Here is a 14,719-nt window from a genome sequence, read left to right as displayed (position 1 = left end):
TGACTCCCTTCTCACCATCAGATTCATATAGTCTCATCTTACACTGTGAGGAAATAAATGGGAATCTTTATTGTGAAACGAGAGGACGTTCTGGCTGATAGATACAGTACGGTTCTGCCTCCTTATAATCACCAGTAACCGCATAGGCTCTGGCCCTCGAACCACCACAGAGATAACGATATTCGCAATACCCGCACTTTCCGTGATGACTATCCGGATCACGTAACGCCTTGAAGGTCGGATGATGACGATAAATGTCGGCGAGGGGTGCCGTTCTCACGTTTCCGCAATGAATTGGTAAAAATCCAGAAGGTTGGACGTCACCTGTGTGCGAGATAAAGACAAATCCGTTCCCGTCATTCGTTCCGCGAGGGGCCTTCGCCAAATCATCATGGGGATGTCCGATGGGAGGAAGTCCTTCTGCTTTTCGCCGCTGATTTTCTTGTCGTGCCACCCGTCGATAAAACTGGGCTTCCGTCGTCGAGATGATGAACGGCGCCGTCTCTTGTAACGAGAACGCCCACTTCAGCACCTCTTCATGTCGTTCGGGAGAGATGGGTTGTAATAGGGATCCTCGTCCGGTCGGCACAAGGAAAAAGAGCGTCCAGACCGATACGCCGAGGGACTCCACGAGTTTTGCCATCTCAGGTAAGCGATCGACGTTATATTCGGTCACCGTCGTGTTGATTTGGAACGACATGCCTTCTTCTCGGAAGTAGGAGATTCCTCGGATGGTACGGTCGAAACTGCCGCGTGTTCCTCTAAAGTAATCGTGTGTCTGTGCATCCGGACCATCGATTGAAAACGCCCAACGTGACAACCCGGCCGCTTTTGCCCGTTTCACAGCGTCACGGGTAACGCGGGGTGTGGCAGAGGGTGTCATCGAGACACGCATCCCGAGAGATGAGGCGTACGCGGTCAATTCAAACAAATCTTCGCGCATGAGGGGGTCTCCACCTGTGAAGACGAGAATCGGATTGTCCATCGCATGAATATCGCGAATGAGTGCCTTCCCTTCTTCCGTGTCGAGTTCATTTTCGTATCGGTGAAACTGAGCCTCGGCCCGGCAATGGACACAGGAGAGGGCGCAAGCACGTGTCACTTCCCAAATGACGATAAACGGGTTCTCGTTATAATCGATGTGTTTCATACTGTCACCACCTGCTTCAATTTCAGGTTGTCGACCGCTTGTTTTGCAGAATCAACACAGTCTGGTAAACCAACCCCATGGAGAATGGCGCCACACGCCTCGACCCCGTCCCACTTCGCGAGTGCTTCTTCAAAGGCGCGGACATCTTGTTTATGTCCGACCTCATATTGGGGCATCGTTTGAACGTGACGTTCGACTTTCGTGAAAAGTGGTGTCCCGACTTGTTGAATACGGCGGAGTTCGTGCAAGGCAAATGTCGCAATCGTATCATCATCTTCGTGCAACAAAGAGGAAACATAATCAGAACCGATATACATCCGAATCAACGCTTTCCCTTCAGGTGCCATATGTGGCCACTTCTTATGCATCCAACTGCAAGCGGTCAAAGCGTTACCTTCAGACTTGGCGATGACGTAACCTGTCCCGTCTAGCGCATCGACTTCTGATACGTCGAATGCGGCAAGAACGGTCATTGAGGACGTTCGCTTACGAGTCGACAAACTCTCGGCTTCCGGAAAACCGAGTAACGGCCCGAGCATGTTTGGGGAAGTCGCAAGAATGATCCCGTCAAACTGCTCGACCGTTCCATCCGCCAATGTGATTTCATGCGGTCTTACGGACTTGACGATTGTCTTCAGTACGAGACGGTCAATGGAAGGACGGAGTGCCTCGACGAGTGCACCGAGTCCTTGATCGAGCGATAAAAACTTTCCGGTCTCAGACGGTTTCACTCCAGCCTGAGAAGGGGGCGTGAGTGCTTTCATACCGAGAATCAGACTGCGAGTTTTTTGTTCAATCGTGATAAACTGAGGGAAAGTAGACTCGATGCTCATATCGTCGAGCGTTCCGTTATAAATCCCGGACAGAAGGGGCTCGATCATCGTGTCGACGACTTCTGATCCGAGTCTCGTCCGAAAGAAGCGGTCGAGCGAGATGTCCTCTCCTTCATACACACGCGGAATGACAAGGTCGAGTCCTGCACGAAATTTCCCTCTCCACGTAAAGAGATCCGTTTTTACCATCGGCCAAAACTTGGTCGGAATACCCATGACCGATCCGGCTGGCATTTGTCTCAGTTGTTGACGTACGTAAATGTAAGAGGTCCCGGTTTTAGAACGAACGAGTTGGTCCTCAAGGCCGAGGTCGGTAATGAGAGACGTCAAGGTCGGCTTACGCGCCATATAACCGTCCGGCCCGGTCTCTAACGTAAATCCATCTCGATAGATGGTTTTGATTTTTCCGCCGAGACGATCCTGTGCCTCGAACAGTGTGACGTGTGCGCCGGCTTCTTTAGCATAATGTGCTGCGGCCAGCCCGGCGATGCCACCTCCGATAATTGCGATTTGATTCAATCGATTCACCCATTTCTGTAAAGTTCTTGTCGTATTAACGGTACCGAGAATATAGACGCAGACATAGGATAAGTGTCACGGAGTTCTAGACAAATTTGTCACGAATTCGAAAGGGGACGATGAAATGATGGCTTTCATCATTATCGCGACTGTCATTGTGTCAGGTGTGGTTGGTTTTATTGTGACGATGAATCGGCATGGGGAAAAATTGGTCGGGGATGAAGAAAGTCCACCGGTGATTTGGGCGGATGAAGAGTGGTATAAAGAAGATGGACCGCCAGACGGGTAATATGATAAGATGACCCGGTTGAAATTTGATGGAACATGAGGTGATCGAATGAATGTACTCGAACAACAGTTGAACCACTTGATTGATGAGTGTCGTCCGTATACGGCTCAGGGGAAAGTGGCGGACTACATCCCAGAACTGGCGCATGTGAAAAACGATTTACTCGGGGTGGCGATTTGTTTGCCGGACGGTACGTATATTCACGCTGGGGACGTTCATCACAAGTTTACGATTCAAAGTGTATCGAAGGCGCTGACGCTTTGTTATGTGCTGATGGAATTTGGGGAAGACTATGTGTTTTCAAAAGTGGGGATGGAACCGACGGGTGATGCGTTCAACTCGATCGCGAAACTCGAGGAAACGGTCCCCTCAAAACCACTGAATCCGATGATCAATGCAGGGGCGTTAGCGGTGACGAGTATGATTTTAGGGGAGACGGCTGACTTAAAGATTTATCAGTTCCGCCAATTTTTAGCGACCTTGTTGAATCGACCCGTAGAGGAGATTACGTACGATGAAAAAGTCGCTCGCTCTGAATACGAGACGACCGACTTGAATCGCGCACTCCTCTATTTCATGCGCCATCATGGAATTGTAGAAGGAGACGTCGATGAGATTATCGACGTATATACGAAACAATGTGCCATTGAAATCGATTGTTTTGACTTGGCGCGAATCGGGCGTGTCTTCGCAGGGAACGGGGAAGACCCGGAGACAGGTGAAGAATTGATTCCCCGTCGTGTCGTCCGGATCGTCAAAGCCATCATGACGACATGTGGCATGTACGATGCATCAGGCGAGTTCGCCGTCCGTGTCGGACTTCCCGGCAAGAGCGGGGTGTCAGGTGCGATTTTAGCAGTCGGAAACCACGAACTAGATTTGAATAACGTCGGGTTTGGCATCTTCGGTCCGGCGCTTGATTCAAAAGGGAATTCGATTGCGGGGATGAAGTTGCTCGAACTATTGATTGAACGGTATACATCGCGTTAAATTGATAGGTGCTTCACGGATTCATCAAGTTCTTGCTGTAAGACTTCAATTTTTTTGTCGTACGGGGATTGCAGGTCGGTAGGAGGGGTGAAGGCCAGCCAACGCTTCAACAGTTGATCATGGTCATTCATCTCACCGAGTTCGGTTTGCATCTTTTTTAACGTACGGACGGTGTCGATTGACGCGTCCGACTCGTAGTTTAACAAATATTCATGCAAGTATCGTTCACGTTTCACGGCTAAGCGAACCTTATGGAGCGCTTCGATTTGTTCTTTTCCACTCGATTGTTCATGATAGATGCGAATTCGTTGTTTGCGTTCGCTTTTCGCCTTTTCTAACATCGGAGAGGCGTTCGTTTTTTTAAACGCACGAAACAACGGTCCGCCGATGAAACGACGAATTTGTTGGTCGAGTGAGGGAGTCATCTTTTCACTGACTCGTGTCGAGAGAATGGTCCGTTCGATGGCCCGTTGTTTTTCCATGGTTTGTAGAAATACTTCGTCGAGCTCTGTTTTTACATCAAATTGTTCGATGAGGACATCGAGGTCACGGACATGACCGAGTGCCTCCATCAATTGTTTGAGTTGCCGGAACGTCGCGGGCTTCGTCTCAAAGATCTGCATGAACGTGATCAGCTTTCGTAAATGAACGCGGGCGCGATGAATGTCCTCGGAATTGTTGAACGAGAGGGCCTCGGTCACGTAATGGTTAAACGTGTTCCACGTTTCTAACAGTTCAAATTTAAGTTTTTCTGCATGCCGTTGATTCATGATATTGTTTCCTTTCTGAAAAAGAGATGAGGGTTGTCCATGTACCAAACACATTCATTAAACGAAAAAATCAAACTGTTCTTTACGATTTTCTTTCCAATCCTAGTTACGCAAGTGTCTTTTTATTTGATTAGCTTTTTTGATACCGTCATGTCCGGACGCGCAGGCGCCGTCGACTTGGCTGGCGTCGGTGTCGGTTCGAGTCTTTGGATGCCCGTTTACACCGGGCTTAGCGGAATCTTGTTGGCAGTTGCTCCAATCGTGTCACAAGCGCTCGGCGCGCGGGACCGTCAACAAATTCAACGTACGCTATTTCAAGGCATCTACTTAGCCATCATGCTCAGTGTAATCACGCTGACATTAGGGTCTTTCCTCGTGCCACTCGCAATCGAAGGGATGGGGCTTAGTACGGAAGGGAAGCGAACCGCGACCCAATACTTACTTGCGCTTGGTTTCGGTGTCTTGCCGATGTTCTTGTTCAACGTGCTTCGCACGCTCATGGATGCGCTTGGCAAGACGAGGGTCTCGATGATCCTCATACTATTAGGGTTACCCATTAATGTCGGATTAAATTACATCTTCATCTTTGGAAAACTCGGGATTCCGGCGTACGGTGGCGTCGGAGCAGGAATCGCCTCGAGCATCACCTATTGGTTGCTCTTTTTCATGGCATTCTTTTTCGTCCGAAACGGAAAACCGTTCCGCGAGTACAAGTTCTTACGGACATCAGAGCGAATCGTTTGGCTCAGACAAAAAGAGTTGTTACAACTCGGGACACCAATCGGGCTAGCGATCTTCGCCGAGGTCAGCATCTTTGCGGCAGTCACGCTACTGCTTAGCTCATACGGTGACCAAATCGTCGCGGCACACCAAGCGGCCATTAACTTTGCGTCGTTTGTGTACATGCTCCCGTTGTCGGCATCGAGCGCGTTGACGATTGTCGTCGGGTATGAACTTGGTGCGAAACGACTACAGGACGCCGTTCGATATGCGAAGATTGGGATTTCGCTTTGTCTAGGTGTCTCCATCTTCTCGGGTGCTTTCTTATTTTGGCAAAACGAACGCGTCGCAGCCATTTATACGAATGACCCGACAGTCGTGGACCTTGCGGCACACTTCATGATTTTCGCCGTGTTCTTCCAGTTATCAGATGCTGTCGCCGCACCGATTCAAGGGATTTTACGAGGCTTCAAAGACGTCAACATTACGTTAGTTCTCTCTCTCGTCGCCTATTGGGTCATCGGCTTACCACTCGGTTATGTGTTGGCGGAGCATGCTGGATTTGGACCGGATGGCTATTGGATTGGGTTGATTGCAGGACTGGCTGCTGGAGCGGTCTTATTATTCCTCCGACTAGTGTGGATTGTCCGTCGCTTCGGGACGCTTCAATCGACGTCATGACACAAAGATTGTTCACAATTGTGAACAATCTTTTATTTATCTAAAATTGGTCTATACAACTATACTTTTATTCGATATGATAACATGGAGGAAAACAAAAGAAGGAGTGGTGAAGCGATGGGGACATTGATTAATGCTCATATCGTGTCAGCGGAACAAACGTGGGAGCGTGGGTATATCAGATGGAGTGACCAATCGATTGAAGAAATCGGATCAATGGAACAATTTAAGCAACGAGACGAGAGCGTCATCGATGTCTCGGGTGCGCTCGTCACGCCTGGCCTCATCGATGTTCATATACACGGGGGGTATGAAGTCGATACGATGGACGCGGACGAGTCACGGCTTCGTCAATTAAGTGAAGACATGCTTCAAGAGGGTGTCACGTCATTCTTTGCGACCACGATCACCCAGTCGAAAGAAGCGATTGAACGGGCGTTGACAGCAGTTCGGAACGTCATTGAGTCAGACGATACGACCATCGTTGGGATTCATTTAGAGGGGCCATTCGTCAATGTGGAGATGGCGGGTGCACAACCAGCAGAACATATCATTGATCCGGATGCGGAACAATTCCGAAAGTGGCAAGAGCTTGCCGGTGGTCATATCCGACTCGTCACGTATGCACCGGAACGGCCGGGAGCCCGAGCATTTGAAGCAGCCCTTCGTGAATCGGGTGCAATCGGTTCAGCGGGACACACGAGTGCGACGTTTGAAGAGAATAAGCAGGCTGGCGTCAAACATGGAACACACCTATATAACCAGATGCGTGGCTTGCATCATCGAGAACCGGGAACGGTCGGATATTGTCTCTTAGAGAAAGGTGTCATGACCGAAATCATTCCAGATGGGATTCACAGTCGTCCGGAGATGGTCGATTTTGCTTACCGCTTAAAAGGAGCGGATGAACTCGTCGTCATCACGGATGCGATGCGGGCGAAAGGTCTGCCTGACGGACAGTATGAACTTGGGGGTCAACCCGTCATCGTAGAAGGAGGTGCTGCCCGTCTTGAAGCAGGGAATCTCGCCGGGAGTGTCTTGACGATGGATGCGGCATTCCGAAATATTCAAGCGTATACGGGATGTACGGTGGAAGAAGCGGTCAAAATGACTTCGACGAATGCGGCAAAAGAATTCGGATTGACGACAAAAGGAGACATCAAATCGGGGTTTGATGCGGACCTTGTCGTTTGGGATGACAGTGCACATGTTCAAATGACAATCGTCAAAGGAAACATTGCATATGAACGGGAGGAACAACGATGAACGTATTAGTCGCAAAGACAGCGAATGACGCGGAACGTATCGCCTATTCGCTCATTAAAGAACGGATTTCAGGGAAGCATGACTTCGTACTCGGTCTCGCGACAGGCAGCACGCCGGTCGGGATGTATCAAATGTTTAAACAAGACGCGCTCGATTGTAGCCATGTGACAAGCGTCAATTTAGATGAATACATCGGTCTATCACCAGAGCATCCACAAAGCTACAACCGCTTTATGAAAGATCGTTTGTTTGATGAAGTGCCGTTCAAACAAAGCCATCTTCCTCAAGGTGATGCACCAGACCCTGAGGCGGAGGCGGCTCGTTACGAAGGTCTCGTCCGAAAGCTTGGTGTTGACTTACAACTTCTCGGTATCGGGGAAAATGGTCACATCGCATTTAATGAACCGGGCACGGCGCTTGATGCGAAGACACATGTGACCGAACTCACCGAATCCACACGAGAGGCAAACCGTCGCTTTTTTGACCGATTGGAAGATGTTCCGACGCATGCGATCACAATGGGACTCGATACAATCATGAATGCGCGTGAGATTGTCCTTGTGGCGACGGGCGAGCGAAAAGCAGAGGCCGTACAACATATGATTGAAAGTGTACCGACGGTCGACTGGCCGGCGACGATCCTTCAAGCGCATCCAGGTGTGACGGTCGTACTCGATGAAGCGGCGGCATCGCGCTGTGCAGAAGCTCTTCAAGCACGAGGACAAGAAGCGGCAACGCGATTTTTCACCATTCGGGCTTAATCAACCTGCGGAGACATCTCCGTGGGTTTTTCTGTTTTCAACTGTGGGAAAATGTAAAGAAATGAATTTGTCATCAAAACGTTTTCGACAAATTTCACACTTTCCTCTATAATGAGTGAAGCTCATTACTTTGACTCGAAGGAGACCATTATGAATTCTAGAACACATACTCGTAGACAGCGCAAAGGTCCGTCTGCGTTTTATAAAGTCTTTAGTGCCCTTGTGCTGATTGCGATTATTGCTGGGTCTAGCATTTACGGTACCGCATTTTATAAAGCACACAACATGTTGTCCGGCACCCAAGTCACGCTAGAGGACGACCCGACGGTTGAACCTACTCGCTTTGACAAAGAAGATACGGAGTCGTTTTTGATTTTAGGGACAGACCTTTCTCCACAAAAGAAAGCGCGTGGAGAGTTTGGACGCTCGGATGTCATGATTGTCGTCATTCTGAACAAGAAAGAAAAGCAGACGACGATGCTCAGTATCCCGCGTGACTCGTACGTCAATATCGATTACACAGGATACAATATCCCTTATGGAAAGACAGGTCTTGATCAAGATAAGATCACACATGCCTACTATTTCGGTTCCATGGATGAATCGAACCCGAACAACGGGATGCGTATGGCAACAAACACGATTGAGGACTTGGTCGGCGTTGAAATCGACCATGTCGTCTCGCTCAACTTCCAAGGATTTGTGGATTTCATCGATGCAGTCGGTGGTGTTGAGATCGACGTTCCATTCTCATCACAACAAAACAGCTATGACGCCTCACGTGAGACCGTACAAATCGAAGAAGGACTTCAGCAACTTTCTGGTGAAGAGGCACTCGCCTATGTCCGTAACCGATATGACGACCCACGTGGAGACATCGGGCGTGGACAACGCCAGATGGAAGTCATTAATGCCGTGCTCGAACAGTCACTTGGCACGTCACTCATCAATAACTATGATAAGGTCTTGAAAGCCGTGGGCGACAACATGCAGACGACGCTCGGACCGAATGACTATATGCGTTTGATTGAAGATGTCGGTGCACTACACAATACGGTGCAATATCAATTGACAGGTGAAGGCGCCCGTGCAGATGACGGCCACTTCTACTATTTCTTGAATGAACCGCTTCTTGAAGAAGTACGCTATCGTGTGCAGCAAGCGGACGCAGGAAATCCTGTGGAGCCGATGACGGATACGGAATTAGAGTCTTACACGTTAGACCCGAGTGGGGTAACGTACGAAGCGCAATAAAGTTTGACTTACGAAAAATGCAAAACGCTCAGAATTCATTTTCTGAGCGTTTTTTATGTGGCAATGCATTTCAGGTCAGACCGATTTTTTGTGTGGGGTTGCTTGAAAACTGATTTAGTCAATGATTTTCCCACTCAAAAATTTGGTCTCACAGTAAGGACAGCGATATACATCCTCCACATCAGTGTCATGGTCAAATCGTAATGGGAGTCGTCTTTTACACTGTGGACATTTCCATAAAGTGAGGGATATGGCGAGGAAAATTACAAATAAAGATGCTCCTAAAATCGCCAACCATGTCGAGCCTATAAGGATATTGATCATACTAATTGGGATTGAGATAAATAAACAAAGTAATGCGAGTTTTCGATATTTCATGATATCGATTACCTTAGGCAATGTCCTCCCCCCTTGACATCTATATACGTAGAATAAGATTGCTTAGTTCCAATATGAGTCGAAAAGAAGGTAGATAATCGTATTTCTGTTTCGTGCGTTATATGCGATCCATCGCAACGGTTAACGAATAGGAGTCTCCACGAAAGAGCGAGCGACTATATTCAAACATGTCACCGTTCTCGAGATAGGTACGTTGATCGATCAGCAATACCGGTGCGTTTGGAGAGATGGTCAGCAGTTTCGCTTCCTCGGGACCGGCGCTGCGGGCTTCGAGTGTCTGTGTTGCATTTTTCAAACGTAAACCGTGCTGTTCGGCGTATGCATAAATGGAACCGGTCGCGTCTTCTTTCGTCAAGTCAGGCAACAAACGGACAGGAATGTAGGCGGTCTCGAGCGCGAGCGGATGGTCGTCTGCGAGTCGGAGCCGCTTCATTTCGTATACCGGTGTTTGATTCGGGATACTCAGTTGTTGGGCGATTCGATCCGTTGCCGGGATGACCTCGTAGGACAAAAGACGACTGAGTGGTCGCATGCCACGATGTTTGATTTCTTCAGAAAAACTCGTCAGTCCGGACAACGTCATGGCAATCTTTTGGCTCGCGACGAATGTGCCTCGTCCTTTTTGACGGCTCAAATAACCGGCGTTGACGAGGTTCATGATTGCTTGACGAATCGTCATGCGACTGACATGAAATTGTTCGGAGAATTCACGTTCTGAAGGTAGCGTGTCTCCTGGCTTTAACAATCCGTCATCAATTTGTTGCTTTAAGTACGCTTCAATTTGATAATAAATAGGTAACGGAGATTGTTTATCGATTTCTAACATATCATTTCGCTCCTGACTGAGAAGATGTATGTTTCATTATAGACGAAATTAGACTAGTTGTCTGAACAGATTTATAGAGAGAAGGTGGAGGACAAGATGAATCAATATACAGTCAATACAATCGTGACCTCAGTAAGCGAGGATGGAAAAGGTCATTGGCATACACTCGAGCATAGTCCTTTTTATGCGGAAGGTGGGGGGCAACCGGCAGACCGGGGATGGATTGATTCGCATGACGTATTAGATGTGCAACTCAAGGAAGGTGAAGTGTGGCATCTGTTGTCAGCGGCATTACCTACCGGAACACCAGTAGTGGCTCGGATCAATGAACATGTGAGACGAGACCATTCCATCCAGCATACTGCCCAACACTTGTTAACGGCGATTTTGGAAGATCGTCACGGCATTCGTACGCTCAGTTTTGGAATTGGGGAAGAGGATTCGTCCATTGAGATTGAGACGGCAGGGATGGACTGGGCTCAAGTTGAAGCTCTTGAGCAAGAGATGCAGCAACTCATCTTTGAGAATTATCCGATTCATGTGTATGAAATCGCAGAAGAAAAAGTGGACCGGACGCGCTTACGGAAAGCGACCGATCGAACAGGGATGATTCGAATCGTCGAAATCGAAGGGCTTGATTATAACGCGTGCGGTGGGACACACGTGGAAACGACAGGGCAACTTGGTACGATTCACGTGACGACGCTCAAAAAAGTGAGAGGAAACATCCGCTTGACGTATGTGGCTGGTAATCGGGCGTTGAAAGCGACACAACGAGCACGAGAAGCGTTACGGACAATCCACCACACGTTCTCGACGACGAATGAATCGGTGGCGGCGCGTGTGATTGAAGAACACACGATTCGTCTTGAACGTGAAAAAGAAATCAAGACGCTCGAAGAACGGATTGCGAAAGCGAAAGTGAAGGCAGTCTTACAAGAAGACAACTATGTAGCGTTACATGTGGGACGAACGGAAGCCGAAACGTTGACGACCGCAATTGTTGAACGAATCGCAGCGACCGGACGAATAGCGGTCGGAGCCAACTACAGTACGCAAAAATTATTTGTCATGCATGATGGGACTCATGACATCGCGGTCGGAACATTTCTTCGTGCGGCCCTTCAAGAAATGAAGATTGGTCGCGGTGGTGGAAACCATAAGCAGGCACAAGCACGATTCACTTCGGTCATGGAACTTGAACGAGGGATGGAAGAAATCGTGAGACGATTACAAGAGGGGGTCTTACCATGTTGACGATTCAATCGGGAAAAGAAGCCAAGTTGATCGAGCAGGCCAAGCAAGTACGGGAAATCGTATTCGTTCAGGAACAAGGAATCGATGCGAGTCTCGAATACGATGATTTAGATGATGTCTGTACGCACGTGGTCGGTCTCCTTGACGCGCAACCGGTGACGACAGCACGTCTTCGCCCGGTAGACTCGACTGTCGGGAAAGTGGAGCGGGTGGCGACGATTCAGACGGCCCGAGGTCATGGATATGGAAAAGAAATCATGGACGAAGTCGAACGTGTCGCAAAACATCAAGGATTAAGCGAACTGCTCCTAGGTGCACAGTTAACGGCGCTTCCGTTCTACGAAAAAATCGGGTACGAGGCGTTCGGAGATGAATTTTTAGATGCCAATATCCCACACCGTATGATGCGGAAAACGTGGTAACTCTTTTTTGAAATATCCCATTTTTCTAAAAAAAGGTTGGCAAGAAGATTTCGTTTTGTTATAACTAATACTAACAACTGACAGATAGAGGTTGCGAATGACATGAGTAAGCTTGGTTGAAACGGACGCACTCCGGACCGAGCCGAAAGGGGAAATTCGCCGAAGTCGACTTTCACGTGCGTGTGAACGAAGGCTGGGGTAGTCGTGAATAACGCCTACACTGCCATGGTCAACTACCATGGAGCGCTATCTACGGAACGATTCTTTAATCGTTTTTCAACTGCGCGTACAAGCGGCAGACCGTAGGGAGAGTGCTTCCTACCGGTCTGCCGCTTTTTCTGTTGGTGGACATCTTGAAAGTGGGGAACTTGATGACAACCGTACTGAAATTTGGAGGCAGCTCTGTTGCCACAATCGAACAAATACAAGCCATTTCAGACTATTTACAAACACGTGTGGCGACCGGTGAAAAATTGGTCGTCGTCGTATCAGCAATGGGCAAGACGACGGACTCGCTCCTGTCGCTCGCTAAACAAATCACGGAGCGCCCGATGATTCGTGAACTCGATCGGCTACTCGCCGTCGGGGAAGAACAGACGATTAGTCTACTCAGCATCGCCTTGAACTCGCGAGGGGTACCTGCCATTTCACTCACCGGACAACAAGCCGGGATTGATACGATGGGCATCCATACGAAGAGCAAAATCAAAGCGATTCGTAAAGAAGTATTGCATGAGAAGTTGCGTCAGTACGATGTTTTAATCGTCGCTGGTTTCCAAGGTGTGAATGAAGCGGGAGACGTTACGACACTCGGGCGTGGCGGTTCGGATACGACAGCAGTCGCACTTGCGGCCGTCCTCAGTCAACGTTGTGAAATTTATACGGATGTGGCTGGGGTATATACGACGGACCCGCGGATTCATCCGACGGCGAAGCGCCTCGACACCGTCTCTTATGATGAAATGATGGAGATGAGTGCACTCGGCTCTAAAGTCATGGAAATGCGAAGCGTCGAGCTCGCGAAAAAGTATGATGTCAATATTTTTGTTGGAAAGACGCTCTCGAGCGAAGGAGGAACATGGATCATGGATACGACGCAAGCAATGGAACAGAAAGCAGTCACGAGTGTAAGTGTCGTCAAAAACGTACTCAGTGTCTCAATTAAACACATCCCGCACACGGCAGCCGGAGTCGCGGACATCTTTGAGCGATTGTCCGAACGTCACGTCAATATCGATATGATTTCACAGACGGCGTTCGATGGCGAAGTGTTCCTTTCGTTCACATGCCCACTCGATGAAGAGGCGTTCTTAGAAGAGGCACTCGCAGAATTAACAGCGACCTTGCCACAAATCAAAATCGATCGCCATACGGAACACGCAAAAATTTCGGTCGTCGGAATCGGTATGCGAGACGCGACCGGTGTCGCATCAGAACTCTTCGCAACATTCCGCGAGATGGGGATTCCGTTCTATCAAGTCACGACATCTGAGATTAGCATTTCCTACACGATTCAAGAACAAGACGTGGAAGCGGCAGTCGCAGCCATTGCGGCTCGCTTCAACTTATAAGGGGGTAGCACGATGTATAACGTAGCTGTCGTCGGCGCAACGGGCGCCGTCGGACAAAAAATGATTGACGTCTTAACCGAATACGAATTTCCAATCAGTGAACTGAGACTATACGCTTCGGCCCGTTCGGCAGGGAAGACAGTCGAAGTGAACGGACAATCGATTGTGATTCGTGAATTGAACGATTCGATTTATGCGGACCCAATCGATATCGCCTTGTTCTCTGCCGGTGGAAGTATCAGCGAACAGTATGCACCACGCTTAAGTGAACAAGGGGTCATCGTCATCGACAACTCAAGCGCATTCCGAATGCAAGAAGGAATTCCGCTTATCGTACCGGAAGTGAATCGAGTCGAACTCAGCCCGGAGAAGACGCTCATTGCGAACCCGAACTGTTCAACGATTCAATCGGTCGTCGCGCTCGCGCCGCTATCGGAAGTATATGGGTTGACGCGAGTCGCCTATACGTCTTATCAAGCCGTATCCGGTTCGGGTCAAAAAGGGATTGATGACCTCGAACGCGGTGCTCGCGGTGAGGATCCGACGAATTATCCGCATCCGATTTATGATAATGTATTGCCGCAAATCGATGTCTTCTTAGAAAATGGCTATACGAAAGAAGAACAAAAAATGATTGAAGAGACGCGTAAAATTTTGAACGCGCCGAACCTTGGCGTAACGGCCACTTGTGTCCGAGTGCCAGTACGAAACAGTCATGCGGTATCCATCACGGTGACGCTCGAACGGGATGCGACAGTCGCAGAAGTCAAAGCCGTACTCGCAGATGCGCCAGGTGTCGTGATTATGGACAACCCAGCCGAACTTTCATATCCGACACCACTCGATGCAAACGGAACCGATGAGGTGTATGTCGGTCGGATTCGCCGGGATGACTCACAGCCGAATACATTCCATTTGTGGTGCGTCGCGGATAATGTTCGAAAAGGCGCAGCGGCAAATGCGGTTCAAATCGCACAATGCATGATCAGTCAAACAGCGACAAAATAAGGA

General features: G+C 48.9%; 14 protein-coding genes and 1 riboswitch. Of the genes, 10 read left to right on the top strand and 4 right to left on the bottom strand.

The genetic code is table 11. The features are described 5' to 3' along the window. Nucleotides 1–67 precede the first annotated feature (67 nt). On the bottom strand, nucleotides 68–1,150 hold the full coding sequence (locus KNO99_RS08600; RefSeq protein ID WP_214747454.1) for a TIGR04053 family radical SAM/SPASM domain-containing protein: 1,083 nt from the start codon (nucleotides 1,148–1,150) through the stop codon (nucleotides 68–70). Continuing rightward, a complete protein-coding gene (gene hemG / locus KNO99_RS08595) occupies nucleotides 1,147–2,511 on the bottom strand; it encodes a protoporphyrinogen oxidase (RefSeq protein ID WP_214747451.1) in 1,365 nt (454 codons plus the stop codon). Before hemG ends, KNO99_RS08600 begins: the two co-directional genes overlap by 4 nt. 118 nt (nucleotides 2,512–2,629) lie before the next feature. Here hemG and KNO99_RS08590 point away from each other — a divergent pair, with 118 nt between their 5' ends. Continuing rightward, nucleotides 2,630–2,791, top strand: a complete 162-nt coding sequence (locus KNO99_RS08590; protein ID WP_214747536.1) for a hypothetical protein — start codon at nucleotides 2,630–2,632, stop codon at nucleotides 2,789–2,791. Nucleotides 2,792–2,839: 48 nt separating this feature from the next. Beyond that, on the top strand, nucleotides 2,840–3,781 hold the full coding sequence (gene glsA, locus KNO99_RS08585; RefSeq protein WP_074032972.1) for a glutaminase A: 942 nt from the start codon (nucleotides 2,840–2,842) through the stop codon (nucleotides 3,779–3,781). Here the strand turns inward: glsA and KNO99_RS08580 are convergent. Further along, nucleotides 3,778–4,551 carry a CHAD domain-containing protein gene (locus KNO99_RS08580; protein ID WP_214747449.1) on the bottom strand — a complete coding sequence of 258 codons (774 nt, stop codon included), beginning with the start codon at nucleotides 4,549–4,551 and terminating at the stop codon, nucleotides 3,778–3,780. The genes glsA and KNO99_RS08580 overlap by 4 nt on opposite strands. A gap of 39 nt (nucleotides 4,552–4,590) precedes the next feature. On the opposite strand from KNO99_RS08580, the gene KNO99_RS08575 reads away from it, so the two are divergent. The 4 genes from KNO99_RS08575 to KNO99_RS08560 all read left to right on the top strand — a co-directional run bounded on the left by KNO99_RS08575 (nucleotide 4,591) and on the right by KNO99_RS08560 (nucleotide 9,233). Continuing rightward, nucleotides 4,591–5,952: an MATE family efflux transporter gene (locus KNO99_RS08575; RefSeq protein WP_214747446.1), complete on the top strand. Its 1,362-nt coding sequence runs from the start codon at nucleotides 4,591–4,593 to the stop codon at nucleotides 5,950–5,952. A gap of 117 nt (nucleotides 5,953–6,069) precedes the next feature. Continuing rightward, a complete protein-coding gene (nagA, locus tag KNO99_RS08570) occupies nucleotides 6,070–7,218 on the top strand; it encodes an N-acetylglucosamine-6-phosphate deacetylase (RefSeq protein WP_214747443.1) in 1,149 nt (382 codons plus the stop codon). Beyond that, nucleotides 7,215–7,979: a glucosamine-6-phosphate deaminase gene (gene nagB, locus KNO99_RS08565; protein WP_214747440.1), complete on the top strand. Its 765-nt coding sequence runs from the start codon at nucleotides 7,215–7,217 to the stop codon at nucleotides 7,977–7,979. The genes nagA and nagB overlap by 4 nt, the downstream gene beginning before the upstream one ends. 150 nt (nucleotides 7,980–8,129) lie before the next feature. Next, the gene (locus KNO99_RS08560) at nucleotides 8,130–9,233 is read left to right on the top strand and encodes an LCP family protein (RefSeq protein WP_214747437.1); all 1,104 of its coding nucleotides are present in this window, start codon (nucleotides 8,130–8,132) and stop codon (nucleotides 9,231–9,233) included. Nucleotides 9,234–9,729: 496 nt separating this feature from the next. On the opposite strand, the gene KNO99_RS08555 is transcribed toward KNO99_RS08560, so the two are convergent. Then, entirely contained in the window at nucleotides 9,730–10,458 is a 729-nt protein-coding gene (locus tag KNO99_RS08555) for a GntR family transcriptional regulator (protein ID WP_074032977.1), read from the bottom strand. 96 nt (nucleotides 10,459–10,554) lie between these two features. Here KNO99_RS08555 and KNO99_RS08550 point away from each other — a divergent pair, with 96 nt between their 5' ends. The 4 genes from KNO99_RS08550 (at nucleotide 10,555) to KNO99_RS08535 (ending at nucleotide 14,716) form a co-directional block, all read left to right on the top strand. Beyond that, entirely contained in the window at nucleotides 10,555–11,715 is a 1,161-nt protein-coding gene (locus KNO99_RS08550; RefSeq protein WP_214747434.1) for an alanyl-tRNA editing protein, read from the top strand. Continuing rightward, the gene (locus KNO99_RS08545) at nucleotides 11,709–12,137 is read left to right on the top strand and encodes a GNAT family N-acetyltransferase (protein ID WP_214747431.1); all 429 of its coding nucleotides are present in this window, start codon (nucleotides 11,709–11,711) and stop codon (nucleotides 12,135–12,137) included. The genes KNO99_RS08550 and KNO99_RS08545 overlap by 7 nt, the downstream gene beginning before the upstream one ends. 77 nt (nucleotides 12,138–12,214) lie before the next feature. After that, nucleotides 12,215–12,394: riboswitch (Lysine riboswitch) on the top strand. A 114-nt stretch (nucleotides 12,395–12,508) separates the two neighbouring features. Beyond that, complete coding sequence (locus tag KNO99_RS08540; protein ID WP_371743064.1) at nucleotides 12,509–13,708, top strand: aspartate kinase; 1,200 nt, start codon at nucleotides 12,509–12,511, stop codon at nucleotides 13,706–13,708. A 12-nt stretch (nucleotides 13,709–13,720) separates the two neighbouring features. After that, nucleotides 13,721–14,716, top strand: a complete 996-nt coding sequence (locus KNO99_RS08535; RefSeq protein ID WP_214747428.1) for an aspartate-semialdehyde dehydrogenase — start codon at nucleotides 13,721–13,723, stop codon at nucleotides 14,714–14,716. The last annotated feature ends 3 nt before the right edge of the window (nucleotides 14,717–14,719 follow it).

This window comes from Exiguobacterium sp. s189 (assembly GCF_018617615.1).
Taxonomy (GTDB): domain Bacteria; phylum Bacillota; class Bacilli; order Exiguobacteriales; family Exiguobacteriaceae; genus Exiguobacterium; species Exiguobacterium aestuarii_A.
Note: the sequence above shows the minus strand (reverse complement) of the source record. Positions and strands in the feature narration are given on the sequence as shown.